We start from the raw sequence: 26,015 nt of genomic DNA on the forward strand, positions 1-26,015 counted from the left end.
ATATGTTGTACCATCTTTTTACGTGGCTTAGCGAATATATTCATATACCTGGAGGAGGTTTGTTTCAATACATCTCCTTTCGGACATCTATGGCTGTAATCGCTTCATTGATTATTACCACGGTTTTTGGGGGAAAATTGATTCAATTCTTGCATAATAAGCAAGTTGGAGAGACAATTCGTGATTTGGGGCTTGAAGGAGAAAAAAAGAAAGCTGGTACGCCAACAATGGGTGGGATCATCATCATTGCAGGTATCCTTATCCCGACCTTGTTATTTGCAAAATTGACGAATATCTATGTGATTATCATGATTGTGACAACACTTTGGATGGGTGCAATTGGATTTTTAGATGATTATATAAAGGTTTTTAGACATAATAAAGAGGGCTTAGCTGGTAAGTTTAAGGTTGTTGGACAAGTTGGCTTGGGAGCCATAATTGCTTGTACGATGTACTTTCATCCGGATATCGTTGTTCGAAAAGGGGTGGATAAACCAACCTCTACCAAGCCCGTTGAAGTGGTTATCAATGAAGGCACAGGTGAGAAGACCTATGCTGAAAACGTGAAATCATCTAAGACAAATATTCCGTTTTATAAAAATAACGAGTTTGATTATGCTAAGGTGTTTAAAATATTCGGACTACAGAGCGATTATCTGACTTTCGTTGTCTTTTTAGTTGTCGTTATTTTTATCGTTACGGCAGTTTCAAACGGCGCAAATATTACGGACGGTATCGATGGTTTAGCCACGAGTACATCCGCTATCATTGGTGTTACTTTAGCCATTTTGGCGTACGTTTCAGGTAACGTAATCTTTTCAGATTACCTCAATATTATGTATATCCCCAATTCCGGAGAACTCGTGATTTTTGCAGGTGCATTTGTGGGGGCTTGCGTAGGTTTCTTATGGTATAACACGTATCCTGCCCAAGTTTTTATGGGTGATACGGGAAGTTTGGCAATAGGAGGTATAATTGCTGCTTTTGCTATCCTGATTCGGAAAGAACTGTTGATTCCGATTTTATGTGGTGTATTTCTGTTGGAAAACCTTTCGGTTATTCTTCAAGTGTCGTATTTCAAATACACGAAGAAGAAATATGGTGAGGGTAGACGTATCTTTTTGATGTCGCCATTACATCACCATTTTCAGAAGAAGGGCTATCACGAAGCGAAAATTGTAACACGTTTTGTTATTGTAGGAATCATATTGGCCATTCTTACTATTGTAACATTGAAAATTAGATAATGATGTCAAACATTGCAACAACATATTATCCTCAATCTGGAAGTTTGGTCATTTTAGGCGCCGGCGAAAGCGGTGTTGGAACGGCTATTCTTGGAAAAGAAAAGGGATTTGATGTATTTGTATCAGATAAAGGACTGATTGCGGACCACTATAAGGAACAATTGCAAGTCGAGGGAATAGCTTTTGAAGAAGGTAATCACGATGAAGAACGGATTTTGAATGCCGCTTTGGTTGTGAAGAGCCCCGGTATTCCAGAGACGGTGCCTTTGGTGGTCGCTCTGAAAGCAAAGAATATACCCGTGATTGCAGAAATTGAATTTGCTGCCCAATATACCGACGCAAAGTTAATCTGTATTACAGGATCAAACGGAAAGTCTACGACGACGATGTTGACTTATGAAATGCTTAAGCATGGCGGCTTAAATGTTGGATTGGCCGGTAATATTGGAAAGAGCTTTGCGCTTCAGGTAGCTAAAGAACAGTTTGATTGCTATGTCTTGGAAATATCAAGCTTTATGCTGGATGATATGTACCATTTTAGAGCAGATGTTGCTGTTATATTGAATATTACGCCTGATCATTTGGATCGCTATGACCATAAAATGGAAAATTATGTGGATTCAAAATTCAGGATGATTCAGAATCAAACGGAGAACGATTATTTTATATACTGTCTGGACGATCCAGAAACAATTAAAGGATTGGAAAGACATCATAGTAAAGGGACCTATTTGCCTTTTACACAGGAACAACTTGTTGAATTGGGCGCTTATTTAAATGCCAATAAAACAATAATTATTAATACACCAAATAACGATACATTCACTATGAGAGCTGAGGAATTGTCATTGCAGGGGAAGCATAATATTTATAATAGCATGGCTTCTGGGTTAATTGCGAAAGTGCAGGAATTGAGAAATCAAGTGATGAAAGAGAGCATGGGCTCGTATGTGAATATTCCACATCGCCTGGAACATGTAGCCTGTATCGGCGGTGTAAATTACATTAACGATTCAAAGGCAACGAATGTAAATTCGGTATGGTATGCTTTGGAAAGTTTCTCTACACCAATCGTATTGTTATTAGGAGGTGTAGATAAAGGAAACGATTACAGTATGCTTGCTGATTTGGTCAAAGACAAAGTGCGCGCTATTGTTTGTTTGGGAAAAGATACGGCTGCAATTCATAAAGCATTTGAACAAGATGTGGAGATTATTGTCAACAGTACCTCCATGCAAGATGCCGTGGTATTGTCTTCACACCTGGCCCAAAAAGGTGATACCGTCTTATTGTCTCCTGCTTGTGCTAGTTTTGATTGGTTCAAAAACTATGAAGATCGCGGCGATAAATTTAAAGCTGCTGTAATGGAATTATAAATGGTGTAACCCAATAAGAGGAGGAAGGATATGCTACAGAATATAATGTCTAAATTGAAGGGTGATCGATGGATATGGATCATTGTGATTATCTTATCGGGATGGTCACTCTTGGCTGTATACAGTTCGGTGGGTACGTTGGCGTATAAAGAAGGGAAGGGAACAGAAATGTATTTGTTAAAGCACTTCTCTATTATCGCTATTGGCTTTGTCCTCATGTATCTTTCTCACAAGTTGGATTATCGGTATTATGCAGGGATTTCCAAAATCTTAATGGGAATTACAATTCCCTTATTGCTATTCACCTTAGCTTTTGGAAGTAGCGTAAACCAGGCCAGTCGTTGGTTGACCATACCAGGTATTGGGATGACATTCCAAACGTCAGATTTAGCAAAACTGTCATTGATTGTTTTTCTTGCACGGATGTTATCCCGGAAACAGGAGGAGATCAAAGATGTGAAAAAGTCATTTTTGCCCATCATGGGGTCCGTATGTGGGGTTTTCGTGTTGATTGCATGGGCCAACATGTCCACTGCGATTATGCTATTTGGAGTGAGTGTTTTATTGCTTTTGATCGGGAGGATATCCTTTAAACAGATTGCTATTGTATCTGCTGGGGTTGTTTTGCTAGGAATTATAGTCGTTTCTATTGGTCCTCGGCGTGCAACCTATTATAGTCGTGTGAAGTCTTTTTTTGGTGTAGAGAAGAAAGATGAAACGACGCCGGTATCCTTCCAGGATGATAAAAATTATCAGGCAAACAATGCGAAAATTGCGATAGCAACGGGTGGGCTTTTTGGAAAAGGACCTGGAAATAGCGTGCAGCGTAATGTGTTGCCGCATCCTTACTCAGATTTTATATATGCTATTATTATAGAGGAGTACGGGACAGTCGGTGGGGTAATCCTGCTATTTCTATATCTGGCCTTTATGTATCGATGTATACGTATTGTCACGATGAGTCCCAAAGCTTTCGGTACTTTTCTGGCAGCGGGTTTGGGATTTAGTTTGACGATTCAGGCCCTAGCAAATATGGCTGTTGCTGTAGGCTTAGGACCAGTTACGGGGGTTCCGCTTCCACTCGTGAGTATGGGAGGAACATCTATTTTATTTACGAGTGTCGCTTTAGGAATTATCCTGAGTGTGAGCAGAAATATTGAAGAATTAAAAGGTAAAGAAGAGCTGGATGAAAAGCCTAAACCGAAAAAAGTGGTTATAGGATCAATTCCAGCATAATAAAAAATTGAGCATGGCAATTCGTGTAATTATTAGTGGTGGTGGAACCGGAGGACATATCTTTCCGGCGATTTCAATTGCAAATGCACTGAAGGCAATGGATCCTGCAAATGAAATTCTATTTGTGGGTGCCAATGGCCGGATGGAAATGGATAAAGTGCCAGCTGCCGGTTATCAAATTATTGGACTTGATATCCAGGGGATCAATAGAAAACAGCTGTGGAAAAATATCTTCTTGCCATTTAAGCTTATGAAAAGCTTGAATATGGCAAAAAGTGTAATTAAGGATTTTAGACCGGATGTGGCTGTAGGTGTAGGGGGCTTTGCCTCCGGACCTTTGTTAATGATGGCGAATAAATTGGGCGTGCCAACCGTTGTACAGGAACAAAATTCCTATGCAGGTGTGACCAATAAAAAAGTTGGGGCAAAGGCAGCAAAAATATGTGTTGCCTATGAGGGGATGGAGCAATTTTTTCCTGCGGAGAAGCTGTTACTCACAGGGAATCCAATAAGACGTGAGTCTATAGCGATTGCAGGGAAAAGAGAAGAAGCTTTAACGTTCTTTGGGTTAGATCCACACAAAAAGACAATTTTGGTGCTCGGTGGAAGTTTGGGGGCTAAAACATTAAATGAAAGTGTGCTTGCTTACCTAAATGAATTAAAGGGAGAGGATGTGCAAGTAATCTGGCAATGCGGTAGTTTCTATGTCGAAAAGTTGCAGGAAGAGTTAGCGGGGAAATTGCCACAGAATATTAAGATGTTGGCCTTTTTACAACGTATGGACTATGCTTATGCAGCGGCAGATTTAATTATTAGCCGCGCCGGAGCGGGTACGATTTCTGAGCTCTGTGTAGTCGGTAAGCCTGTTATCCTTGTGCCTTCGCCCAATGTGGCCGAAGACCATCAGACCAAAAATGCAATGGCATTGGTCAATAAGGGGGCTGCATTGTTGGTTAAGGATAGTGATGCAAAAAAAGACCTGGTGCCTGCTGCTTTAACTTTATTAAAAGACGCAGATCATGTCGCACAATTAAGTGAAAATATTAAAAAACTCGGTAAGTTGAATGCTGACGTGCAGATTGCCGAGGAGGTGTATAAATTGGTAAATAAAAAATAGACGAAGTATGAATCTAGATGCAATAAAACAAGTTTACTTGATCGGAATAGGTGGTATAGGCATGAGTGGTCTTGCGCGCTATTTTAAGCATTTGGGCTGTGAGGTGAATGGATATGACCGTACAGAAACTGAGCTGACTAAAACCTTAGTCAAGGAAGGAATCGCGATCTCATATCAGGATGATATCAATACGATTGATGCTATTTTTCACGTACCTACAGCGGAGACATTAGTCATTTTTACACCAGCCATTCCTAAAGATTCGAAGATTAAAGCTTTTTTGGAATCTCAAGGACATATACTATATAAGAGATCGCAGGTTTTGGGGATCATTAGTGAGAGTAGATTTACGGTCGCTGTTGCCGGTACACATGGTAAAACGACAACTTCTACAATGGTGGCACATGTATTGAAAGATTCGGGTTACGACTGTTCTGCCTTTTTGGGCGGAATCAGTTCTAATTACGGTACCAATGTGCTTTATGGAAATAATAATACAGTTGTGGTTGAGGCTGATGAGTTTGATCGCTCATTTCTGACGCTTCACCCCAATATCGCAATAGTAAATTCTTCTGATGCGGATCATTTGGACATTTATGGAGATCGCAGCCATCTGCTCGAATCATTCCAATTGTTCTTGGATAAAGTAGTTGAAGGAGGTACACGTATTATAAAAAAAGGCCTCGAGTTTGCTGGACAAATAAGTTATTCAGGCCATGAAATCGCTGATGCATATGCTTCCAATGTGCATGTACGCGACGGAGAGTTCTTTTTTGACTACCAAGATACCAACGGGCGGATAGATGATATCCATTTAGGTATTCCTGGTACCCACAATGTTGAAAATGCGGTAGCCGCGATTGCAGTAGCCCGTTTACTTGGGATTGAAAATGAAGCGATCAAGAAGGCATTGACAACATTCAAAGGAGTAAAAAGAAGGTTTGAATATATTGTCCGTAAACCTGGAACGGTGTATATCGATGACTATGCGCACCATCCAGAGGAACTGCGTGCATTTTTAACTTCGATGCGTAAATTGTATCCTACAAAAAAACTAAATGTGGTCTTTCAGCCGCATTTATTTTCCCGTACACGGGATTTTGTGGATGGTTTCGCAGAGGTACTGTCCATGGCAGACAATCTGTTGTTAATGGAAATTTATCCAGCTCGGGAACTTCCAATTGAAGGGATCAATTCGAGTTGGTTATTGGATAAAATTACGGCAGAGAAAAAACAGCTTGTAACTGCAGAAGAAGTCTTGGAATTCGCACGCGATGAAAAGCCGGAACTGATTGTTACAGTTGGGGCAGGTGATATTGATAAATTGGTTAAACCGTTACAGGAAATTTTAGGGCATGCTTAAAAAATTACGTAACATACAATGGAATCGTGTACTCTACTTTACGCTGTTTTTTATCGGCGTAATAGTTGTCGTCGTGATTATGACTATTGTGGGGAAACGTGATGAGCAGCAGGTTTGTAAAGATATTAAAATTGTCATTGAAGGCACAGAAGCTTTTATTGATCAGGCTGATATCTCCAAACTGATAGAACAAAACTATGGTAGTTTTGCGGGAAAGAAAGTCAATGGAATTCCCTTTCAAAAGGTTGAAAAAACCTTGCGCAAATTACCTTATGTTTCCGATGCCAGTATACATGCCGATATGGATGGTACGATCAGAATTAATATTAGTCAGCGCGAGGCTGTCATGCGGGTCATCAACAAAAATGGAAAGGAATTTTATGTGGACCCCAATGGGTTGAAGATACCGACAACGTTGAAGTATATACCGCATATCATGGTTGCAACGGGTAACATCGCAGAAGGATATAATGAAGCACTGGATACCATATCAACGCCCTTGGTTAAAGATTTGGTAAAGGTTATTGAGTTTATCAAAAACGATGAATTATGGAGTAATCAAGTTGTGCAGATCTATGTCAACGGGGATAAGGATATTGAACTTGTGCCTCGTATAGGGACACAGCAGTTGATTGTTGGATCGGCAGATTCATTGGAACAAAAATTTGAATTATTAAAGACCTTTTATACGCAGATCATGCCAAAAGTGGGTATAAATGCTTACGGTGTTGTCAACGTAAAATATGGAGGTCAGATTATCTGTGAAAAGAGGGGAAACTGGAGTTTTTCAGATGATCAAACAAAAAAAGTAGCAAATAATACATTATAGTAATACAGCAACAATACAGGAAATTATGAACTCAAAGGCAGCAGAAATTGAAAGAGAAAACCCAATTATCGTGGGACTCGATATTGGTACTACCAAAATTTGTGTTACGGTTGGGAGACGTAGCTCAGGAAACAAAATTGAATTATTAGGTGTGGGCAAAGCTGACTCTGCAGGTGTAAGCAGAGGGGTGGTTGCTAATATCCAGAAAACTGTGGGAAGCATTTTAGAGGCTGTCGAGATAGCCGAAGCACAGTCCAATGTGGATATTAAAGTGGTGAATGTGGGAATTGCTGGCCAACACATCAAAAGTATTCAACACCGTGGAATATTTACCAAAACTGATGGTGATGATGAAATCATTCGACGCGATATCGAACGACTGATTTCGGATATGTATAAACTGGTACTGCCTCCAGGAGAAGAAATTATACATGTTTTACCACAAGAGTTTACGGTAGATAACGAACCCGGAATTCGCGAACCAATCGGTATGGCTGGTCGTCGTATTGAAGCAAATTTTCATATTATATCGGGACGTGTGACGGATATTAAAAATATCAAGAAATGTATTGATAATTCCAATCTGGAAGTTGCTGAATTAATTCTCGAGCCTTTAGCGTCTTCCGAAGCTGTATTGGATGAAGACGAAAAAAATGCTGGCGTTGTATTAGTGGATATCGGTGGTGGAACCACGGATGTTGCCATCTTCCATGAAGGAATTATTCGTCACACTGCTGTGATTCCTTTAGGCGGTAATATTGTAACGGAAGATATCCGTCAAGGATGTTCTGTTTTGCGTTCTCAGGCTGAATTGTTGAAAACTCGTTTCGGATCGGCTCTAGCTGATGAAAATAAAGAAAATGAGGTGATTTGTGTGCCAGGATTGAAAGGTCGTGAACCAAAGGAAATTTCCGTTAAAAATTTGGCTTATATTATTCAAGCTAGAATGGAAGAAATTATTGAGCACGTGTACTATGAAATCAAATCTTCTGGATATGAAAATAAACTGATCGGTGGTATTGTTATTACCGGTGGTGGTGCTCAATTAAAACATTTGGTACAACTTGTTGAGTATATTACTGGAATAGATTGTCGTATCGGATTTCCGAATGAATATCTTTCTAAGAATGAGGTTTTACCAAAACCGTTGTTCGAAGAATTGAAAAGCCCTTTGTATGCAACAAGTATTGGCTTGTTGATTAAGGGAATTCAATCCCATGAGGAAGAAGAAGATAGCCGTAGAGAAATGCACGCCCCATCGAAAAAAGTGCAGGCTGCTACGGTGACAACAAAAGAGGTTTCTGAACAACAACAAAAAGAGCAAGGATTATTGTCATGGTTCAAACGTTTTATCAAAGACGGTAACGAAATCGATGACGCAAGTTTTTTAGATAAGAAGTAAGTTTTCCACAATAGTTGAAGTTTTCCACAATTTAACAAATGTGGAAAACTTTTGTTGAAATTATATTATTATTACATTACATATAGTGGGTTTGATTCGTTCTGATATCATCTTCATTGTAAGTTAAATAGGGATAAGTTATGTCAATACAGTTTGAAATGTTAAAAGAACAATCTTCAATAATCAAGGTTATTGGGGTTGGTGGTGGTGGCGGCAATGCCGTAAACCACATGTATAAACAAGGAATTAGTGGGGTAGATTTTATCGTGTGTAATACTGATGCGCAAGCATTGGAATTGAGCCCGATCCCAAATAAAGTTCAATTGGGAATAAGTCTAACCGAAGGTATGGGAGCAGGAGCAGATCCTGATGTAGGTGAAAATTCAGCAATCGAAAGTATTGAAGATATCAAACGTATGTTGGGTACCAATACCAAGATGTTGTTTATTACAGCTGGTATGGGCGGTGGTACTGGTACTGGTGCTAGCCCGGTATTGGCGAAAGCTGCCAAAGAATTGGGTATTTTAACTGTTGCGATTATTACGACACCATTTACATTTGAAGGTAAACGCCGTCGTTCTCAAGCGGAGGAAGGGCTTTCGGAATTACGTAAATATGTAGACTCTTATCTTGTTATTTCTAACGATCGTTTGCGTGAAATCTTCGGGAATCTAACGATGACAGCTGCTTTCGCGAAAGCGGATGATATTTTAACTACCGCTGCAAAAGGTATTGCCGAAATTATTACGATCCCTGGTTATGTAAACGTCGATTTTAAAGATGTACGTACCGTCATGAATGATAGCGGTGTTGCTATTATGGGTAACGCAATAGCTGAAGGTGAAGACCGTGCATTACGCGCTGTAGAAGGTGCTTTGGCTTCGCCTTTATTGAAAGACAATGAGATCGAAGGCGCTCGCTATATTTTATTGAATATTACTTCTGGAACAAAAGAAGTAACAATGGATGAGGTGGCAATCATTACGGATTACATTCAGGAAAAAGCTGGTTTGTCAGCTGATTTGATCTGGGGTAACTGTATTGACGAGAACTTTGAAGATGAGTTGTCAGTAACAATTATTGCTACCGGTTTTCAAACATCTGAAGAACGCGATAAAGAACGTGAAAATACAAAGGTGTCTATGCCCTTAACTGCTGAACCGGCTAATTCTTTTATCAAACCTGTTTCTCAGGTAGCACCAAGAGAAGTTCCAGCTACGAATAGTTTCGTGACTCCGGTTCAACGTGTGGATACACCAGTCCCTTCTTCAAATACGCCAACTCCAAATAATTTGCAATCTGATTTGTTCACTTCACCAAGAAATGCTGTGCAACAACAGGTGGCTGTTGAGGAACCTCAAGTTATACGTCATGATTTAGGTTTTGATGGTGGTTATGAAGAGGAAACTTCATTTGGAGACAATGATTTTCAATTGAAAACTTCGCCATCTGTGTTTCAATTCCAGATGCCAACAGTCTTCGATTCTTATACAGCACCTTCAGCTTCAGCATATGAGGAGAAACCTACTTTTTCATCAAGTACAACAAATGAACAAGTAGAAGTCCCGCAAGTGGAAGAAGAACAGGTGTCGTTTGAAGATCAGCTCGTTCGTACGAAAGAACGTATTTTGCGTCTTAAAGAATTAAGCATGAAATTAAAATCTTCTAATGGGTTACATGAGTTGGAAAATGAGCCTGCTTATAAGAGAAAACAAATGTCATTGGAAGATACACCGCATTCTTCACAATCTCAGGTGTCTCGTTTTACACTTTCTTTTGAAGATGGAAATACTGAAATCAGACCGAACAATTCTTTTCTACATGACAATGTAGACTAGTTGATTCACCATAAAATAACAAAAAGCCATCCAATCGGATGGCTTTTTTAGTATCTTTAAATACCGAAATAAGACAATTATACAAGCTATGACGACAAAATTAAATAACCCTGTATGGGTAATGAGTTCTGCATTTGATAAATTATCCTTACCGGAGTTGATTCAGACGACCAAAAGAATCGGGGCCGGGGGGATAGACCTTTGTGTGTTTAGAAAAGATGGTACTCGAGAAGATCATACCGCAACACATTTGGATTATGATGATTTTACTCCTGCAAAAGCGAGGGAAATAATTGAGCTGTTCAATCAGGCTGATTTAAAACTTTCGCTTGGTGCTTTTGAAAATATGATTGGTGGTGATCCTGAGCAACGTGTGAAGAATCAAAATCATTTATTGAAATTGATCCGTATTGCACATTTGCTTGGTGGTGATGCAAATAACGTCAAGGTAGGAACATTCGTTGGGTATAATCACGAATTGGGCAATCAAATTGATGGATTTCAAAAAAATCTTGAAGAATACAAACGTGTATTTGCTCCCATTGTTAATTATGCAGAGAGTTTAGGTGTAACCATCCTCTATGAGAATTGCCCAATGGAAGGATGGCGCTCATCACGTTATAGCTCTACCTATAACAATCTTCCCGCTGTGCTGGCCGCTCGTAAATTAATGTATGCGATGATTCCGAGTAAAGCTCATGGCGAGATTTATGATCCTTCGCATGATGTTTGGCAAAATACAAATCCGATTGAAGTTATTCGTAATACAGACATCAGCCGCTTACAGCGTATACATGTGAAGACTACACGTAATTTACAGACCGCTGCACGTATTGATTGGGGTGGAATGTACCCTATGCAGCATGTTGATGCTGAATTGGCTAAAAAGGCCAACGTAACTATTCCTGGGCATGACTGGGATAGACATCACTATGAAGCAATGTTACCAGGCTTTGGTGGATCCGATAGCATGGATTGGCGAGGCTTTGTTGACTTATTGCAAGAACGTGGTTTCAGTGGTCCCTTTGAGATCGAAAATGAAGCTAAGAATTCGAAAGATACAGGTGATTTTTCTGCAACGGTTCAAGGCTTTACGACCTGCCTCAACTTTTTAGCACCGATGTTATGGGATTTAGAAGCAGAGGTGGGGTATTCTTATAAGAAATCTCAGCCTTTAAAAGACCTGAACGTAAAAGATGTTCCAGTTGTTACGATGGATGAGTTAATTTAGTAGGATAAAAATGCACTCCAACAAAATGACTAGTTGTTGGAGTGTATTCTGAAAAGTTCAATAAGTTCAGGAATATTAGAAACATTGAGTTTTTCAAAGATTCTGCTTTTATACGTGCTCACTGTTGAAGGGCTTAACTCCAACAAGCTAGATACTTCAATAATCCCCAGTCCCTTTATTAATTGTTTAGCAACGTCCACCTCTCTATTTGACAGACGTGCCAACGGATTTAGCTTCGTCAGTTCAGACTTGCTCTGTGTTAATTTCTGAATATATAGATCCTGTACATTGCTCGACATATACTTCCCTCTATCCTGAATAGCCAGAATAGCATTGGAAAGTTCAGCCATTGCTGTTGTTTTGTTGAGATAGCCTACTGCTCCTGCTTCGATATAGCGTAGTGCATATAGTGATTCGTCATAAGACGAGAAAATCAATATTTTGATGCTTGGTCGAATTTGAAGGATCTCCTCAACGACGCGTATATTATTTCCACCCGGCATATTAATGTCCAACAATAACAGGTCGAAATCCTCTACCTTTATTTTTTCAAGAACCTCGTCAAAGGTTTCAGCTTGGAATATTTCTGCCTTTTGAAGAGTTTCTTTAATAATAACGGAGGCTCCTAACCGTACAATACCGTGGTCGTCTGCTATAAGAATCTTTTTCATAGATATGCTATCTGATGCTGGGCTTTAATTACCGTATGAAATAAAGTACTAACAATATACAATATATCTTGATATTTTACTAGTTAACGCGCAAATATAAGAAATTAAGTTAATAAAAATTGGGGCGGTGCGAGTTGCGTATCTTTTTATATAAATAGGACATAGGCTAGAAAATATAGCACAATATGAGTTTAACGATAAAAAATTGGCATATTTTAATTAGATTTATGTGACAATTACTAGTTTTGTCATAATTTATGGACTAAAAAATTTAAATATGGGATTTTTAAAAGAGTTTAAAGAGTTTGCAATGCGCGGCAGCGTGGTCGATCTAGCTGTCGGTGTTGTTATCGGTGGAGCCTTTGGTAAAATTGTCACCTCATTGGTTGACGATATTATCATGCCGCCCATTGGTTATTTAACAGGGGGTGTTGATTTTTCATCCAAAAAATTGATTTTGAAGGCCGCTGATGAAGCTACTAAACAAGCTGAAGTATCCATTAATTATGGAAACTTTATTAATGTGGTTATTCAATTTTTAATTGTAGCATTCTGTATTTTTTGTGTTATCAAAGCATTAAATTCATTGAAACGTAAAGAGGAAGCAGCTCCGGCGGCACCTGCAGCACCGACGAAAGAAGAAACACTTTTGACTGAGATCAGGGATATTCTGAAAAATAAATAGTGTAAGGTATATACTTCATTTATAAAAATCAGCACAGTCAAACTGTGCTGATTTTTATTTTATGGTAGGTGAAAAATTGTTTTTTGAAGCTGTAGCTGAATAAATTAGCTTGTCTGCTTCACATTAACTTTAAATGTTCGTAATATTGTTTGTTTTTGTCTAAAATAAACTTTACTTTTGCATTCCTCTTGGGGAGTTTTGTATTAATTGAAGTAAGAACAAATTAGCATAATAGCGTCATGAAAAGAACATTTCAGCCATCGCAAAGAAAAAGAAGAAACAAACACGGTTTTAGAGAGCGTATGAGCTCTGCAAACGGTAGAAGAGTATTAGCTTCACGTAGAGCTAAAGGTAGAAAACGTCTTACAGTGTCTGACGAATACCGTCACAAAGGTTAATCTTTGACAAGGATCGGTGGCCGCTTATAAGAGCTTTTTCTAATAAGATTAAGTCATCGTATGAAAAATACATTTACAAAAGAAGAACGGTTATGTGCGAAAAGGCGTATTGATGCGCTTTTTAAAAGCGGTTCTTCTTTTGTTTTGTATCCGTTTAGGGTTGTTTTTATCTTCGAGAAAAACAACTTGACTGACCATATTCCCTCCAGTCAGTCTATCATTTCAGTATCCAAACGTAGGTTCAAAAGAGCAGTTGATCGCAATTCGATTAAGCGAATGATGCGTGAGAGTTACCGTTTACAAAAATCGAATGATTTGATTCCGTTTTTGTTGAAACATAATGTAACTTTGTATTTAGCTATTCAATATGTAGGCAAGCAGATCTTAGCGTATGATGTGTTTAGCACCGCAATGAATAAAATGCTGAAAAAATTGCAGGATGAATGTGCTGAAGCTTATTTGGAAAAAGGGGATTAGACCCTTGTTTAGTTTTATTTTCTTGGCTATTATTCGTTTCTACCAAGTTTTTATCTCACCATTTTTAGGCGCCAATTGTAGATATACACCTACCTGTTCTCAGTACGGTAAGGAAGCTATTTTGAAATATGGTCCTTTTAAAGGTGGCTGGATGGCTTTGAAACGAATCGCACGTTGCAACCCTTGGGGTGGCCATGGGCATGATCCTGTACCTTGATTTCTATAACGACGATGAATAATTTAATTTTACAAATTGATACATCAACCGCTGTATGTTCGGTTGCCTTGAGTGAAAATGGTCAAACGTTGCAAGTCATCGATCTCGATGAACCAAATGCTCATGCGGCTAAATTGACTATTTTGATTGAGGAAATTCTTAAACAGACAGGCCGAAAGATGCAGGATTTGAACGCTGTTGCGGTGAGTATGGGGCCAGGCTCGTATACAGGCTTGCGGATAGGGGTGTCTACGGCCAAAGGTCTCTGTTATGCCTTAGATGTACCTTTAATCGCCATTAACACGTTAGAAGCGTTGTTTTTAGGCTATAAAGGGCAATTCGGTTTAACAGAAGATGAAGCTTACCTTCCTATGCTCGATGCCCGTCGGATGGAAGTCTATACAGCAGTTTATAATCATAACGCTATATTGGAGAGAGCGACATCTGCGGAAATCATCGATGTTGAGTATTTCAATGAATTATTGCTGAACTACCATCGTGTCCATTTATTTGGTTCGGGAGCCGATAAATTCCAGGATTTGTTCAGTGCAACGGATCGCGTGGATGTGCTGAGCGGATTTAATGTTTCCGCGGCTTTTCTATCGCTGTTGGCCTTTGATAAATTTCAGCGGAAAGAGTTTGAGGATGTTGCTTATTTCGAGCCATTCTATCTTAAAGATTTTGTGGTTACCCCTGCAAAGAAAAAGGTTGGCTTATTATAGCCAACCTTTTCTTTTGAACCACAAATAAATCGCAAGGGATATGGCAACCATGATTCCCATGGCCACTGGATATCCATAGTACCATTCTAATTCGGGCATATTTTTAAAATTCATTCCATAAATTCCTGCCACAAAAGTGATTGGCATAAAAAATACGGAGAAAATCGTCAGGATGCGCATAATCTCATTGGTGTGATTAGACGAGATGTTGAAATATACATTCAGTAGCTGTGCTACATTTTCCGATAAGTTTTCGTACAAGGTTGATGTCCGGACCTGGAGATCTTTTAAATCGCGGGTATAGACATCTTTTTTCGACGAGGAATGAAAATGCTCAACGACCTCTCTGTAGAGAAAGATGACCTTTCGTGCAACATCAATCTGCCTTTTGATAAAATAGAGGTTTTTCAGTATTGGCTGTTGTTTCATGCGTTTGAGGAAAATCAATTCTTCGTATGCATCGATGCGTGTTGAAAGTTGCTCTAAGGTTTGACTAAAGGTGAATACAGCCGCAGTCGTGATAAATACAGCCAGTTTACGGCTATTTTTTGTCTTGATGGACGTGAATTCAATATTCTTAAGTTTTTCTAAAAACTCGATACGACGTTTGTGTACAGTAATCACAAAATCACTTCCGTAGAAGATGGTCAGGCGATCGGTGATTTCCCCGATGCTGTCTGAATTTTCCTTGAAATTGTCCGACATGACACGGAGAATAACAAAGGTATAATTCTCAAATTCTTCAATTTTCGGTAGATGTTCTGGTTCTTTGGAATCCTTGATCGAAGCTTCATTCAAATTGAAGCGCTCTTTGATAAAGGTGAAGTCTTCTGAGGTTGGCTCAGCTATATCTATCCATTCGTAGTTTGCGATTTCCTTTTCAACAATCGTTCTGACCATAAATCCAATTTTAGTAAGGACAAGATAAGAAAGAAAATAAAAAAAGCCATCAACTCAGTTGATGGCTTTCCTAAATTATTATAACCTTCTATTTGTTTGAAGATTTATATTCTTCGTTTAACTGTTTGATTACCTCATTCGTGATTTCCAGAGATGGGTCAGCATACAATACAGTTGGGTTGCTTTTTGAATAGGTCAGCACCAGTTTGTAGCCATTTTCTGCTGCATGTTTTTTCAGGAATTCGGTAATTTTATTATAAACATTGTTGAATTCTTCAGACTCGTCTTTTGCAATAGAGGAAGAAGCTGTTTGATCTAAACGTGCAAGCTCATCTTGTTTACGTGCTAGTTTTTGTTCAGTAGCTTGTCTATCAGGGGCAGACATTGTAGCTGCATTTTTTTGATATTCGGCAACTTCCCGTTGGAATGCAGTGCTTTTAGATTGCAGATCCGTTTGTGCTTTCTTTACTTTGTTTTCAAGCTTTGATTTAATGTCCTTAAAATATTGATATTTTTCAGAAAGTGAATCCGAGTTTAAATAGACGATTTTATCTTTGTTACTTCCCTGGCTCTCCTTGCTTACCGTATTGGAATCATTTTTTGCAGGTTCGTTTGTTGTTTTTGCACCTTGGTTACATGATGCAATAGTTCCAACCAATAAAAGGCCAAAGGAAACTTTCGATACAATTGAAAATATAGTGTTCATTTTTTTGTTATTTGCAAATTATTACTGAAAACAAACCTAACATAAAAAAATCGAAATTCTAGTTTTTAGTAATAAAAAAGTAAAATTATCCTATGTATTATAATTCGGAATATAGGTTCAATACTTGTTCACGGACTTGATAAATCGGCCAAAATTTCGTATTTTTGAATATTACATTTAAGAGGTTTTCAATGAGCGAAGAAAATAAAAATGCATCCACCTATTCGGCCGATAATATTCAGGTATTAGAGGGTTTAGAGGCGGTTCGTAAGCGTCCATCCATGTATATTGGTGACACCGGTGTAAAAGGATTGCACCATTTGGTATACGAGGTTGTTGACAATTCAATCGATGAAGCTGTAGCAGGATATTGTACAGATATCTTTGTTACTATCCATAAAGATAATTCGATTTCTGTCCGGGATAACGGTCGTGGTATTCCTACAGGAATCAACAAAAAAGAGAATAAATCAGCCTTAGAGCTTGTAATGACTGTATTGCACGCCGGAGGTAAATTTGATAAAGATACATACAAGGTTTCTGGTGGTCTGCATGGTGTCGGTGTTTCCTGTGTGAATGCACTATCTACCCTTTTGAAGGCTGAGGTTCATCGCGATGGAAAGATTTTCCAGCAAGAATACCAAATTGGTAAGCCCTTGTATGATGTGAAAGAAGTTGGTGTTTCGGATAAGACGGGTACGATTGTAACCTTCCATCCAGATGCGACAATTTTCACGCAGACTACTGTTTATAATTACGATACATTGGCAAATCGTCTTCGTGAACTTGCATTTTTAAATAAAGGTGTGAGTTTGACGTTGAATGATGAGCGGGAGACTAATGAAGACGGTTCTGAAAAGAAAGAAACATTCTATTCAGAGGGTGGTCTGAAAGAGTTTGTGAAATTTTTAGATGGTAACCGTCAGTCGTTGATTCCTGAACCAATTTATGTTGAAGGCGTGAAACAAGGTATCCCTGTTGAACTGGCTTTACAATATAACGATACGTATTCGGAGAATGTCCATTCTTATGTGAATAACATCAATACGATTGAAGGTGGTTCTCACGTTGCGGGTTTCCGTCGTGGTTTGACACGTACTTTGAAAGCATATGCGGACAAGTCAGGTTTGCTTAAAAACTTAAAAGTGGAAATTACCGGTGATGACTTCCGTGAGGGATTGACAGCTGTAATTTCGGTGAAGGTTGCAGAACCTCAATTTGAGGGACAAACGAAGACGAAATTAGGTAACTCCGAGGTGATGGGGGCTGTAGATGTTGCTGTTGGTGAGATCTTAGGTGTTTATCTGGAAGAGAATCCACGTGAGGCAAAATCTATTGTTCAAAAGGTTGTCATTGCAGCTCAAGCACGTGCTGCTGCACGTAAGGCCCGTGATTTGGTCCAACGTAAAACCGTTATGGGGGGCTCCGGACTTCCTGGTAAATTAGCCGACTGTCAAGACAACGATCCTACCAAATGTGAGATTTATTTTGTCGAGGGGGATTCTGCGGGTGGTACTGCCAAGTCTGGTCGTGATAGAAAGCATCAGGCGATCATGCCTTTACGTGGTAAGATCCTGAACGTTGAAAAAGCGATGGAACATAAGATCTACGAAAATGAGGAGATCAAAAATATGTTTACAGCTTTGGGCGTGAGTGTAGGTACTGCCGAAGATGCTAAGGCATTGAATATTGAAAAATTACGTTATCACCGCATCATCATCATGACCGATGCCGATGTGGATGGGTCCCACATTACAACATTGATCTTGACGTTCTATTTCAGATACATGAAGGAATTGATCGAAAGAGGATATGTATATATCGCTACACCGCCGCTATACTTGGTGAAAAAAGGGAAAGAGCATGAGTACGCTTGGAATGAAGACCAACGTATCAATGCAATTCAACGTTTGAAAGGAAGTGGTAAAGAGGATAGCGTACACGTACAACGTTATAAAGGTCTTGGAGAGATGAATGCAGAACAGTTATGGGATACAACCATGAATCCTGAAACGCGTACTTTAAGACAAGTAACTATTGAAAACGCGGCAGAATGTGACCGTATCTTCTCGATGTTGATGGGTGATGAAGTTGCTCCGCGTCGTGAATTTATCGAAAAAAATGCACGTTATGCTAAAATTGATATTTAATTGATCTGATCATAAAAGAATAAAAAAAGCCTGATGAAAAATTTCATCAGGCTTTTTTTATTCTTTTATATTTCCTAATTTCATACCAGTGAACCGTTTTTCTGCCGGGATAAAATGTTCATCGCCTAGCATTTAGCCAATATTAATTAAAACCTATTATGAAATATTGTAGCAAAATTTTGCTCTTTATAGGTTGTTTTATTGGACTAACCTGTACGGCGCAAACAAATGAAAAAATCGATCTCCAAGATTTATTTGAAAGCTTATCGGAAGAGCTTCCTGAGGATGCTGATTTGAGTGAATTCACTGAAAAGTGGTCTCATTATCTCAAACACCCGATCGATCTCAACAAAACTGATGGTAGAGAACTCACTGAATTACAATTTTTGAACCCTTTATTAATCGAGCACCTATTGGCCCATAGGACCATTTCAGGGAATTTTATCAACGTACTCGAACTACAGTCCATTGAAGGATTTAATGAGCGGATAGTCAGTTTGTTGTTACCCTTCGTAAGGGTAGGTCCGGGATCTCCCCTTGAAACCCTGAAATCGAGAAATTTTAAACAGGAATTTATAATACGGTACGCCCGGATACTCGAAAAAGCAAAGGGATACCGTATAGTCGATACGACGAAATCCCATTATCTTGGCGATGCCAATCGCTATGCTGTTAGGTATAGAGCCCAGTTAAACGATGGGTTTCATCTCGCAGTTAATATGGAGAAAGATGCGGGGGAACCATTTTTTAGAGACAGGCAAAAAATGGGATTTGATTTCTATAGCTTAAGTATATCAATAAAGTCTTTAGGCCGTTTCAAAAATATCGTGATCGGCGATTACGCGTTGCAATTTGGCCAGGGACTCAGTATGTGGAATGGTCTGAATTTTGGAAAAGGGGGATTGGTACAGCATACTGCAAGACAAGGGATCGGTGTAAAGTCATATACGTCATTAAATGAGGCTAATTTTATGCGTGGCATTGCAGGAACATTACAGATTAGGCACATTGAAATTACACCTTATTTCTCCTACCAATCCATAGATGGAAAAGTTAACCGTACAACTTCTCCGCCTACGATTTCAACGATCGCAAGCTCAGGCTTGCATCGGACTGCAACCGAACAGCAATACCGTCATGCCGCATCTCAACTGGCCTATGGATTGAATCTGTTGTGGCGCTATAAGCGGTTCAAAATGGGTGTTCATTTCAATCAGACACAATTAAATGTCTTTAAAACAAAAGGCAATGGTATACGGCAAAAGGCGGACTTTGAAGGTGATTTTTTGCGAAATATAAGTCTATATGGAAACTATACGATTCGGAATGCTTATTTATTTGGTGAGTATGCAAGCAGCATGGATGGCGGTTCAGCACTGTTAGCAGGATCTATGATAAGTTTGCATCCACGTTTATCATCGGTTGTATTGCTGCGGGACTATAAAAAGAATTTTCATACTTTTTATGGACAGGGATTTGGTGAATCGGATAACACCTCCAACGAGCAGGGGGCTTATTTGGGACTAACGTATCAATTGGGTAGAAAATTGCTCTGGTCCAATTATGCGGATATATTTCGTTTCCCGGGAGCAAAGTATCAGGCTGATACGCTATCTACAGGCGCTGATTTTTTTAGCCAGCTGAGTTACATGTGGTACAAAAAAGGCCAACTTTCATTGCGCTATCGTAACCGATTTAAACAAGTTAATTACCAGGGAGAGGGACAAACCGAGCACGGGCTTGTAAATACCAGCAAACAGCAGTTCAGGGTAGAATTTCATTACCGCCTAAGTTCAATATGGACGATTCGCTCCCGTGTAGAAGCTAATTTATTCCAAAAAGAGTATCAGGAAAATAGTTTCGGTTATATGCTTTATCAAGATTTGCTCTGGAAGTCTAGCGCGGGAAAATTTCAGTCGAATATACGCGTTGCGTATTTCGATGCGGCAAGTTATGATAATCGGATCTATGCTTATGAGCAGGATGTATTATATGCATCTGGTTTTGGAATGTACAATACAAGGGGATGGAGAATGTATTTCAATCTGCAGTATCGGTTAAGCCGCCATCTTCAGGTATGGACCAAATATGCGGTCTATTATTATCCGGGGCGAGAGAGTATTGGGACTGGACTGGACCAAATTGAGGGTAATAGAAAGTCAGAGGTTAAGATACAGTTGCGGTGGCAGTTATGAAAGAGCTTAGTTTTATACAAAGATTAGAGCGGCTGCCTACTCTTAAGATAGCGATCCTATATATTGTGACGCTTCTTTTCGCCCCTAAATTACCTATGTCGTTCCACATTTTCCAATGCGTTCAGCAGCTATTGGTTGTGCTGGTTTTGATAACGTTTTGTTGTTATTTATTAAAGGGAAGAATCCGCCAGTATGGCTACATCTACGGGTATTATGTGTCTGTTGTATTATTTGGGATTTTCCAATTTTGGCGCGAAGCCCCTTTGGTTACAATCAGTCATTTCTCCCATATAGTGACCGATAGTTATGTAGTCAAAATTATTGAAGAGCCCAAGGTGAAGCGGGATATCATTCGTTTTTCGGCGGAAGTAGTAGGGGCTTACCAAAAAGGTGAATTTGTTGAAACTACAGGTCGACTGATGTTATCTTTAAAATCCAGCCAGAAGAACCCACTGCAGTTTGGTGATCTATTGTGGTTAAAAGGTCAAGTAAAGGAAATAGCTCCGCCATTCAATCCAATGGAATTTGACTATAGACAGTATTTGAAAAGACAGCATATCTATCATGAAATTTTCGCAGTCTTTGGTCGGTATAAGCTGATCAGTAGGAAAGAAACAACGGCTTTTTCATTAACTGGGCTCGCTTTACAAACGAGGAGATATTTTTTGGTTAAGCTTCGTCCCCATATCAAAAAGGATGAGCACTTTGCTATTGCTTCAGCTTTATTATATGGTTCCCGGAGCGATATCAGTGCCGAAAGCATCCAGGCCTTCACCAATACGGGAACGATACACGTACTAAGTGTTTCGGGAATGCATGTTGCTGTTTTATTCAGTTTTTTATCCCTTATTTTCAAGCGAATTGCCTGGCCTTTCTATCTCAGATGGCTGCCACTAATTTTGTTATGGAGTATGATCTGGATATATGCTTTTATTGCAGGGCTTGATCCGCCGATTACGCGGGCAGCTATTATGATTAGTTTTGTGCTGTGTGCACAGCATTTTAAACGAAGCTTTTCAACACTGAATTCGCTTATTATTGCCGCATTATTGATTTTACTGGCCGTTCCCCGGGCTGTTGCTGATGTGGGTTTTCAGCTGTCTTTTTTAGCCGTTTTGGGTATGACGATATGTTCGCCGCTTGTCGAAGGATTCCTTCCGGTTAAAAGACCGATATTACGGCTTTTGAGAGATGCATTGGCTGTTTCTATTGCTGCGCAGCTATTGACAACGCCACTGAGCCTTTATTATTTTGGACAATTTCCAACTTATTTTCTGGTAGCCAATGTATTAGTCGATTTCCCTTCAACATTAGCGATGTATCTCGGTTTTATTATGACAATCAATCCAATGCAGGGGCTCAACGATTTATTGGGCTTTCTTTTGGAGCATCTCATCGCTTTCATCTTATACTGCTTGAAATTTATTGACCATTTGGCTTTTTCAACAATAAAAGTTGAACCTATGGGGCTGGAGCTTCTATTTTTGACCTATTTTGCACTATTTTCTTTTTTATATGCTTTTCAATGGAAAGATAAAAAATACGTTTGGCTAGGGGGATGCTGTGCAATTGGAATACTATTGATCACTGCGCAAAAATACCTGGAAAATAAAGATGTAGAACGGTTTCGGGTCTATAATACGAAACATGAGCTGACGATCGGCTATTTCAAAGGTGGGCGCAGTATCGTTTACAGCACATTTGATTCTTTGCAATCCCGAGGCTTGCAATATGCATGTGGAAGAGAAATCCAATTACTGACGAGGGAAAAAGTTCAGTTTGTAGCTTTGAATGGTCGGGAGCGGAAAAACTATCTTGTTACGCTCCCTTTAGGTAGAATTGCTATTTTATCGCATGCAGGGGGAACAATGACACCTGCCGACCTTGTCATTGTCAGAAAAAATTTACTAAATGGTTTACCTCGTTTATTGAAGCAAATTAGACCAAAACTTGTTATACTGGATGGATCCAATTCAATGGAGAAATCCAAGCATACAAAACGTATGTTGGATAGTTTGGGAATACAGAATTATCTCATGAAAGATAATTTTGCGTATGTTTGGGATAAGGAGAACTTATGACGCAAGATAGTATATCAATCTTAAGGCAATACTGGGGTTTCGATTCATTTAGACCCCTGCAGGAAGAAATTATTCAATCGGTCATTTCAGGTAAAGATACACTGGCTTTATTGCCGACTGGCGGCGGAAAGTCGATTTGTTTTCAGGTACCTGCCTTGATGCGAGAAGGGATTTGTATTGTCGTTACACCGCTTATAGCATTGATGAAAGATCAGGTTGAGCATTTGAAAAAAAATGGAATTCAAGCGGTCGCGATTTATGCTGGAATGCGGAAGAGGGAGGTGGATATTACGTTGGACAATTGCGTCTATGGGCAAATAAAATTTCTCTATCTTTCTCCTGAAAGATTATACAATGATATCGTAAGGGAGCGCATACGATTTATGAATGTAAATCTTTTTGCGATAGACGAAGCACATTGTATTTCTCAATGGGGGTATGATTTCAGACCTCCCTATTTAGAACTCGCTAAGTTACGGGAACTGCATCCCAAGGTTCCTTTTCTGGCCCTTACAGCGACAGCAACTGAGCGTGTCATTAGCGATATACAGCAGAAGCTGAATTTTCCAAAAGAAAATGTATTTGTCAAAAGCTTTCTCCGCGACAATTTGGCTTATATGGCCATTGAGGAAGAGGATAAGATGGGACGTATGGTCCGCATCATACACAAGTTGGGTGGATCCGGTATTGTTTATGTCAGAAACCGGCGGGAAACACAGGAGATAGCCCGTATTTTAGTCAATAATGGCATTTCGGCAGATTATTACCATGCCGGGCTCACGGGGCAGGAACGGGATCAGAAACAGCAAGGGTGGATGACAAATGTTGTTCGCGTTATTGTAGCTACAAATGCGTTTGGGATGGGAATTGATAAACCCGATGTACGGTTTGTCATTCATCTCGATTTGCCCGATTCGCTGGAGGCCTATTATCAAGAAGCCGGTAGGGCAGGAAGAGATGGCAAGAAGGCCTATCCCGTTATTCTTTATCAAAAGGCAGATGAGCGGAAACTTGTCGATAATTTGCAAGCTAGCTTTCCTGATATTCCATTTATTCAACAGACCTATCATTACCTTTGTAATCATTTTCAGATTCCCTATGGTTCTGGAGAAGGAGTGACTGTAGATTTTGATGTTGTTGCATTTGCAAAAAAATATCAGCTACCGTTGGTTCCTGTTATGAATGCGCTGAAGTTTCTGGAGCGGGACACTTGGTTGGTTTTGTCAGAAGCTGTTACAATACCTTCACGCTTTAAGTTTGAAATTGATAGCGCCGAATTGTATAAAGTTCAGGTGCAGTATGTCAAATATGATAAGCTTATTAAGGCTATTTTGCGCAGCTATGGTGGTGTATTTGAAAACTATATCCTCATCAATGAATATGAATTTGCACGTAAGTTAGATCTGCCTTATGATCGTGTTGTCGAGCTGTTGAAGTCGTTGGAGACACTGGAAATAGCGAGCTATCTGCCTTCTACAGATGCGCCACAATTGACCTTTTTGCAGAACCGAGTCGATTACAAACACCTGCATATCGATCATATTTTTATTCGCGATCGCCATCAGGTGAAGGAAGAGGAAGTCAATGGCATGATCGGTTATATTGAACAGAGCAATTGCCGCAGTCAATCGCTGTTGTTATATTTTGGAGAGAAAAATGCGGGATTCTGTGAAGTATGCGATTTATGTCTGATCCGCAATCATCAGGAAAAGCAGCGGGCAAATATAAAAGCAGAAATCAAAAGCAGTTTACTTGCTGAAGCCAAAAACATTCATGATTTGGTGGCGAGTTTGACGATAGGCACAGAAAAGAAAAGAATAGAGATCATCCGTAATCTCCTAGATGCCGAAAAAATCCGCTTGGAGGATAATCTCTATTCTTGGAATACCTTGTTTTAAACTATTTCTCGATGGGTAGATTGAGCTCTTCACGGCCCCACTCTGACCAAGAACCATCGTATACACGGATTTGCTCATGACCAGCGAGATGACAAGCAAATGCTAAGACTGAGGCCGTGATACCCGATCCACAGGAGAATACATATTCATTTCCGGTCGCATTAAAATGATCAAATTGCTGTTTCAATTCATCAACGGGTTTATAAACGATTCCGTCAAATAATTCTTCGAAAGGGAGATTTTTGGAATGGGGGATATGCCCACCATGAAGGCCTTTCCGGGGTTCAGCTACTAAACCACTAAATCGACCTTTACTTCTGGCGTCAAAAATATTCACTTGAGTATCCCGATAATGTGTTAAGATATACTCTTTATCGGCATAAAGGTTTGCTTGAAATTGGGCTTTAAAATTACCGGGACTTGCAGCGGTTGTATACTGGTCTACGACGGGCAGTTTGTTATTTTTCCAAGCAGGAACACCGCCATTTAAAATAAAGACCTGTTCAAATCCCATGACCTTAAACATCCACCAGGCCCTTGGGCTTGAATAAACGCCCCATCTGTCATATAATACGACCGTACTATCCTGATTTATTCCCAGGCTTTGCATTTCCCTTTCGAATACCGCTGCAGAAACGAGGGTATGCGGTAATTTGGAAGTAGCATCCGAAAGTTTCCCTTCGATGTCAAAAAATTGAGAATGGGGAAGAACTTCGAACTTGGTATCCTTGATGGATTGACCAACTTTGTCGATGGTGCAATCGAGGAGGACAATGTCTGTATGCTGTCCCAGTGATTCCTGAAGTTCGGTGGGGTTAATTAAGGCTGATTTGAATGACATAACAATAACGTTTATTGATACAAAATTACAAAAGCATCCCTATAAAAACAAAGCGGCTGTCTCAAAAAGGCAGTCTCTTTTTTTGCATTATCTAAGGTTTATTATTTGTTTTAACGGTTTGATTTTCATATATTTATAGTGTAAACAAAAAGGATATATGCCATCTCAAAGAGCTACTTTTAAGCCTTACTATCAGGACCAGATCATGGCCATTCCTCCAACTTTGGACGAACTGGTGTCCAAAGGTCATCCGGTACGTATCGTTAACGATGTAATCAACCGGATCAACATCCAGTTCCTATTGGACGCTTATAAGATAAAAGGCTGCTCCAGTTATCATCCGCAGATGTTGTTGAAAGTTTTGGTGTTTGGCTACGTAAGCAATGTCTACAGCAGTCGCAAATTGGAAACGGCGTGCCGGGAGAACATCAATTT

General features: G+C 39.5%; 23 protein-coding genes. 19 read left to right on the forward strand and 4 right to left on the reverse strand.

The window, feature by feature from the left end; translation table 11 throughout:
* The first annotated feature begins 2 nt into the window (after window positions 1–2).
* From mraY to IQ31_RS12645, 9 genes are all read left to right on the forward strand, one after another.
* Window positions 3–1,247: a phospho-N-acetylmuramoyl-pentapeptide-transferase gene (mraY, locus tag IQ31_RS12605; RefSeq protein ID WP_075991283.1), complete on the forward strand. Its 1,245-nt coding sequence runs from the start codon at window positions 3–5 to the stop codon at window positions 1,245–1,247.
* A 2-nt stretch (window positions 1,248–1,249) separates the two neighbouring features.
* Complete coding sequence (gene murD, locus IQ31_RS12610) at window positions 1,250–2,623, forward strand: UDP-N-acetylmuramoyl-L-alanine--D-glutamate ligase (protein WP_145328223.1); 1,374 nt, start codon at window positions 1,250–1,252, stop codon at window positions 2,621–2,623.
* Window positions 2,624–2,653: 30 nt separating this feature from the next.
* Complete coding sequence (locus IQ31_RS12615) at window positions 2,654–3,859, forward strand: FtsW/RodA/SpoVE family cell cycle protein (protein ID WP_145328211.1); 1,206 nt, start codon at window positions 2,654–2,656, stop codon at window positions 3,857–3,859.
* Window positions 3,860–3,872: 13 nt separating this feature from the next.
* Window positions 3,873–4,976 (forward strand): undecaprenyldiphospho-muramoylpentapeptide beta-N-acetylglucosaminyltransferase, encoded by a 1,104-nt coding sequence (murG, locus tag IQ31_RS12620; protein WP_145328212.1) that lies wholly within the window; start codon window positions 3,873–3,875, stop codon window positions 4,974–4,976.
* A gap of 7 nt (window positions 4,977–4,983) precedes the next feature.
* Window positions 4,984–6,339, forward strand: a complete 1,356-nt coding sequence (gene murC / locus IQ31_RS12625) for a UDP-N-acetylmuramate--L-alanine ligase (RefSeq protein ID WP_145328213.1) — start codon at window positions 4,984–4,986, stop codon at window positions 6,337–6,339.
* Window positions 6,332–7,168, forward strand: coding sequence for a cell division protein FtsQ/DivIB (locus IQ31_RS12630; RefSeq protein ID WP_120335351.1), 837 nt, complete (start codon window positions 6,332–6,334; stop codon window positions 7,166–7,168). The genes murC and IQ31_RS12630 overlap by 8 nt, the downstream gene beginning before the upstream one ends.
* Window positions 7,169–7,193: 25 nt before the next feature.
* Window positions 7,194–8,570: a cell division protein FtsA gene (ftsA, locus tag IQ31_RS12635; protein WP_070564959.1), complete on the forward strand. Its 1,377-nt coding sequence runs from the start codon at window positions 7,194–7,196 to the stop codon at window positions 8,568–8,570.
* Window positions 8,571–8,710: 140 nt separating this feature from the next.
* Complete coding sequence (ftsZ, locus tag IQ31_RS12640; protein ID WP_088160422.1) at window positions 8,711–10,408, forward strand: cell division protein FtsZ; 1,698 nt, start codon at window positions 8,711–8,713, stop codon at window positions 10,406–10,408.
* 88 nt (window positions 10,409–10,496) lie between these two features.
* Window positions 10,497–11,639 (forward strand): sugar phosphate isomerase/epimerase family protein, encoded by a 1,143-nt coding sequence (locus tag IQ31_RS12645; RefSeq protein WP_145328214.1) that lies wholly within the window; start codon window positions 10,497–10,499, stop codon window positions 11,637–11,639.
* A 29-nt stretch (window positions 11,640–11,668) separates the two neighbouring features.
* On the opposite strand, the gene IQ31_RS12650 is transcribed toward IQ31_RS12645, so the two are convergent.
* On the reverse strand, window positions 11,669–12,310 hold the full coding sequence (locus tag IQ31_RS12650) for a response regulator transcription factor (RefSeq protein ID WP_120335355.1): 642 nt from the start codon (window positions 12,308–12,310) through the stop codon (window positions 11,669–11,671).
* Window positions 12,311–12,587: 277 nt separating this feature from the next.
* Here IQ31_RS12650 and mscL point away from each other — a divergent pair, with 277 nt between their 5' ends.
* The 5 genes from mscL to tsaB all read left to right on the forward strand — a co-directional run bounded on the left by mscL (window position 12,588) and on the right by tsaB (window position 14,809).
* The gene (gene mscL, locus IQ31_RS12655) at window positions 12,588–12,995 is read left to right on the forward strand and encodes a large-conductance mechanosensitive channel protein MscL (protein WP_046673978.1); all 408 of its coding nucleotides are present in this window, start codon (window positions 12,588–12,590) and stop codon (window positions 12,993–12,995) included.
* A 239-nt stretch (window positions 12,996–13,234) separates the two neighbouring features.
* A complete protein-coding gene (gene rpmH, locus IQ31_RS12660; protein ID WP_075991291.1) occupies window positions 13,235–13,393 on the forward strand; it encodes a 50S ribosomal protein L34 in 159 nt (52 codons plus the stop codon).
* A 60-nt stretch (window positions 13,394–13,453) separates the two neighbouring features.
* Window positions 13,454–13,870: a ribonuclease P protein component gene (locus tag IQ31_RS12665; RefSeq protein WP_088160425.1), complete on the forward strand. Its 417-nt coding sequence runs from the start codon at window positions 13,454–13,456 to the stop codon at window positions 13,868–13,870.
* Window positions 13,833–14,087 carry a membrane protein insertion efficiency factor YidD gene (yidD, locus tag IQ31_RS12670; RefSeq protein ID WP_075991293.1) on the forward strand — a complete coding sequence of 85 codons (255 nt, stop codon included), beginning with the start codon at window positions 13,833–13,835 and terminating at the stop codon, window positions 14,085–14,087. Before IQ31_RS12665 ends, yidD begins: the two co-directional genes overlap by 38 nt.
* 14 nt (window positions 14,088–14,101) lie before the next feature.
* Complete coding sequence (gene tsaB / locus IQ31_RS12675; protein WP_145328215.1) at window positions 14,102–14,809, forward strand: tRNA (adenosine(37)-N6)-threonylcarbamoyltransferase complex dimerization subunit type 1 TsaB; 708 nt, start codon at window positions 14,102–14,104, stop codon at window positions 14,807–14,809.
* Here the strand turns inward: tsaB and IQ31_RS12680 are convergent.
* Entirely contained in the window at window positions 14,804–15,709 is a 906-nt protein-coding gene (locus IQ31_RS12680) for a magnesium transporter CorA family protein (protein ID WP_088160427.1), read from the reverse strand. The two genes, tsaB and IQ31_RS12680, sit on opposite strands and share 6 nt — an antisense overlap.
* Window positions 15,710–15,797: 88 nt before the next feature.
* The gene (locus tag IQ31_RS12685; protein ID WP_088160428.1) at window positions 15,798–16,415 is read right to left on the reverse strand and encodes an OmpH/Skp family outer membrane protein; all 618 of its coding nucleotides are present in this window, start codon (window positions 16,413–16,415) and stop codon (window positions 15,798–15,800) included.
* Between the two features lie 191 nt (window positions 16,416–16,606).
* Here IQ31_RS12685 and gyrB point away from each other — a divergent pair, with 191 nt between their 5' ends.
* From gyrB to IQ31_RS12705, 4 genes are all read left to right on the forward strand, one after another.
* Window positions 16,607–18,565 (forward strand): DNA topoisomerase (ATP-hydrolyzing) subunit B, encoded by a 1,959-nt coding sequence (gene gyrB, locus IQ31_RS12690; RefSeq protein WP_088160429.1) that lies wholly within the window; start codon window positions 16,607–16,609, stop codon window positions 18,563–18,565.
* A gap of 158 nt (window positions 18,566–18,723) precedes the next feature.
* Window positions 18,724–20,760 carry a ComEA family DNA-binding protein gene (locus IQ31_RS12695; RefSeq protein WP_145328216.1) on the forward strand — a complete coding sequence of 679 codons (2,037 nt, stop codon included), beginning with the start codon at window positions 18,724–18,726 and terminating at the stop codon, window positions 20,758–20,760.
* 95 nt (window positions 20,761–20,855) lie between these two features.
* Window positions 20,856–22,841 (forward strand): ComEC/Rec2 family competence protein, encoded by a 1,986-nt coding sequence (locus IQ31_RS12700; RefSeq protein ID WP_158638879.1) that lies wholly within the window; start codon window positions 20,856–20,858, stop codon window positions 22,839–22,841.
* Window positions 22,838–24,739, forward strand: coding sequence for a RecQ family ATP-dependent DNA helicase (locus tag IQ31_RS12705; protein ID WP_145328218.1), 1,902 nt, complete (start codon window positions 22,838–22,840; stop codon window positions 24,737–24,739). The genes IQ31_RS12700 and IQ31_RS12705 overlap by 4 nt, the downstream gene beginning before the upstream one ends.
* Window position 24,740: 1 nt before the next feature.
* Here IQ31_RS12705 and IQ31_RS12710 read toward each other — a convergent pair whose 3' ends face one another.
* Window positions 24,741–25,580, reverse strand: a complete 840-nt coding sequence (locus tag IQ31_RS12710; RefSeq protein ID WP_088160433.1) for a sulfurtransferase — start codon at window positions 25,578–25,580, stop codon at window positions 24,741–24,743.
* Window positions 25,581–25,737: 157 nt separating this feature from the next.
* Here IQ31_RS12710 and IQ31_RS12715 point away from each other — a divergent pair.
* Window positions 25,738–26,015: transposase (locus tag IQ31_RS12715; protein WP_145328219.1), on the forward strand; the 278-nt coding region annotated here is incomplete at its 3' end.

Origin of the sequence: Sphingobacterium siyangense (genome assembly GCF_007830445.1) — a bacterium.
Lineage (GTDB): Bacteria > Bacteroidota > Bacteroidia > Sphingobacteriales > Sphingobacteriaceae > Sphingobacterium > Sphingobacterium siyangense.

Bases quoted from the DNA above. Each gene is read 5' to 3' on its own strand.
- gyrB (WP_088160429.1), top strand. From the start codon at position 16,607: ATGAGCGAAGAAAATAAAAATGCATCCACCTATTCGGCCGATAATATT.
- IQ31_RS12650 (WP_120335355.1), bottom strand. From the start codon at position 12,310: ATGAAAAAGATTCTTATAGCAGACGACCACGGTATTGTACGGTTAGGA.
- IQ31_RS12665 (WP_088160425.1), top strand. From the start codon at position 13,454: ATGAAAAATACATTTACAAAAGAAGAACGGTTATGTGCGAAAAGGCGT.
- murD (WP_145328223.1), top strand. From the start codon at position 1,250: ATGTCAAACATTGCAACAACATATTATCCTCAATCTGGAAGTTTGGTC.
- mraY (WP_075991283.1), top strand. From the start codon at position 3: ATGTTGTACCATCTTTTTACGTGGCTTAGCGAATATATTCATATACCT.
- murG (WP_145328212.1), top strand. From the start codon at position 3,873: ATGGCAATTCGTGTAATTATTAGTGGTGGTGGAACCGGAGGACATATC.
- ftsA (WP_070564959.1), top strand. From the start codon at position 7,194: ATGAACTCAAAGGCAGCAGAAATTGAAAGAGAAAACCCAATTATCGTG.
- IQ31_RS12630 (WP_120335351.1), top strand. From the start codon at position 6,332: ATGCTTAAAAAATTACGTAACATACAATGGAATCGTGTACTCTACTTT.
- IQ31_RS12685 (WP_088160428.1), bottom strand. From the start codon at position 16,415: ATGAACACTATATTTTCAATTGTATCGAAAGTTTCCTTTGGCCTTTTA.
- IQ31_RS12615 (WP_145328211.1), top strand. From the start codon at position 2,654: ATGCTACAGAATATAATGTCTAAATTGAAGGGTGATCGATGGATATGG.
- IQ31_RS12680 (WP_088160427.1), bottom strand. From the start codon at position 15,709: ATGGTCAGAACGATTGTTGAAAAGGAAATCGCAAACTACGAATGGATA.
- IQ31_RS12710 (WP_088160433.1), bottom strand. From the start codon at position 25,580: ATGTCATTCAAATCAGCCTTAATTAACCCCACCGAACTTCAGGAATCA.
- yidD (WP_075991293.1), top strand. From the start codon at position 13,833: ATGAATGTGCTGAAGCTTATTTGGAAAAAGGGGATTAGACCCTTGTTT.
- IQ31_RS12705 (WP_145328218.1), top strand. From the start codon at position 22,838: ATGACGCAAGATAGTATATCAATCTTAAGGCAATACTGGGGTTTCGAT.
- IQ31_RS12645 (WP_145328214.1), top strand. From the start codon at position 10,497: ATGACGACAAAATTAAATAACCCTGTATGGGTAATGAGTTCTGCATTT.
- IQ31_RS12695 (WP_145328216.1), top strand. From the start codon at position 18,724: ATGAAATATTGTAGCAAAATTTTGCTCTTTATAGGTTGTTTTATTGGA.
- IQ31_RS12700 (WP_158638879.1), top strand. From the start codon at position 20,856: ATGTCGTTCCACATTTTCCAATGCGTTCAGCAGCTATTGGTTGTGCTG.
- rpmH (WP_075991291.1), top strand. From the start codon at position 13,235: ATGAAAAGAACATTTCAGCCATCGCAAAGAAAAAGAAGAAACAAACAC.
- ftsZ (WP_088160422.1), top strand. From the start codon at position 8,711: ATGTCAATACAGTTTGAAATGTTAAAAGAACAATCTTCAATAATCAAG.
- tsaB (WP_145328215.1), top strand. From the start codon at position 14,102: ATGAATAATTTAATTTTACAAATTGATACATCAACCGCTGTATGTTCG.
- murC (WP_145328213.1), top strand. From the start codon at position 4,984: ATGAATCTAGATGCAATAAAACAAGTTTACTTGATCGGAATAGGTGGT.
- mscL (WP_046673978.1), top strand. From the start codon at position 12,588: ATGGGATTTTTAAAAGAGTTTAAAGAGTTTGCAATGCGCGGCAGCGTG.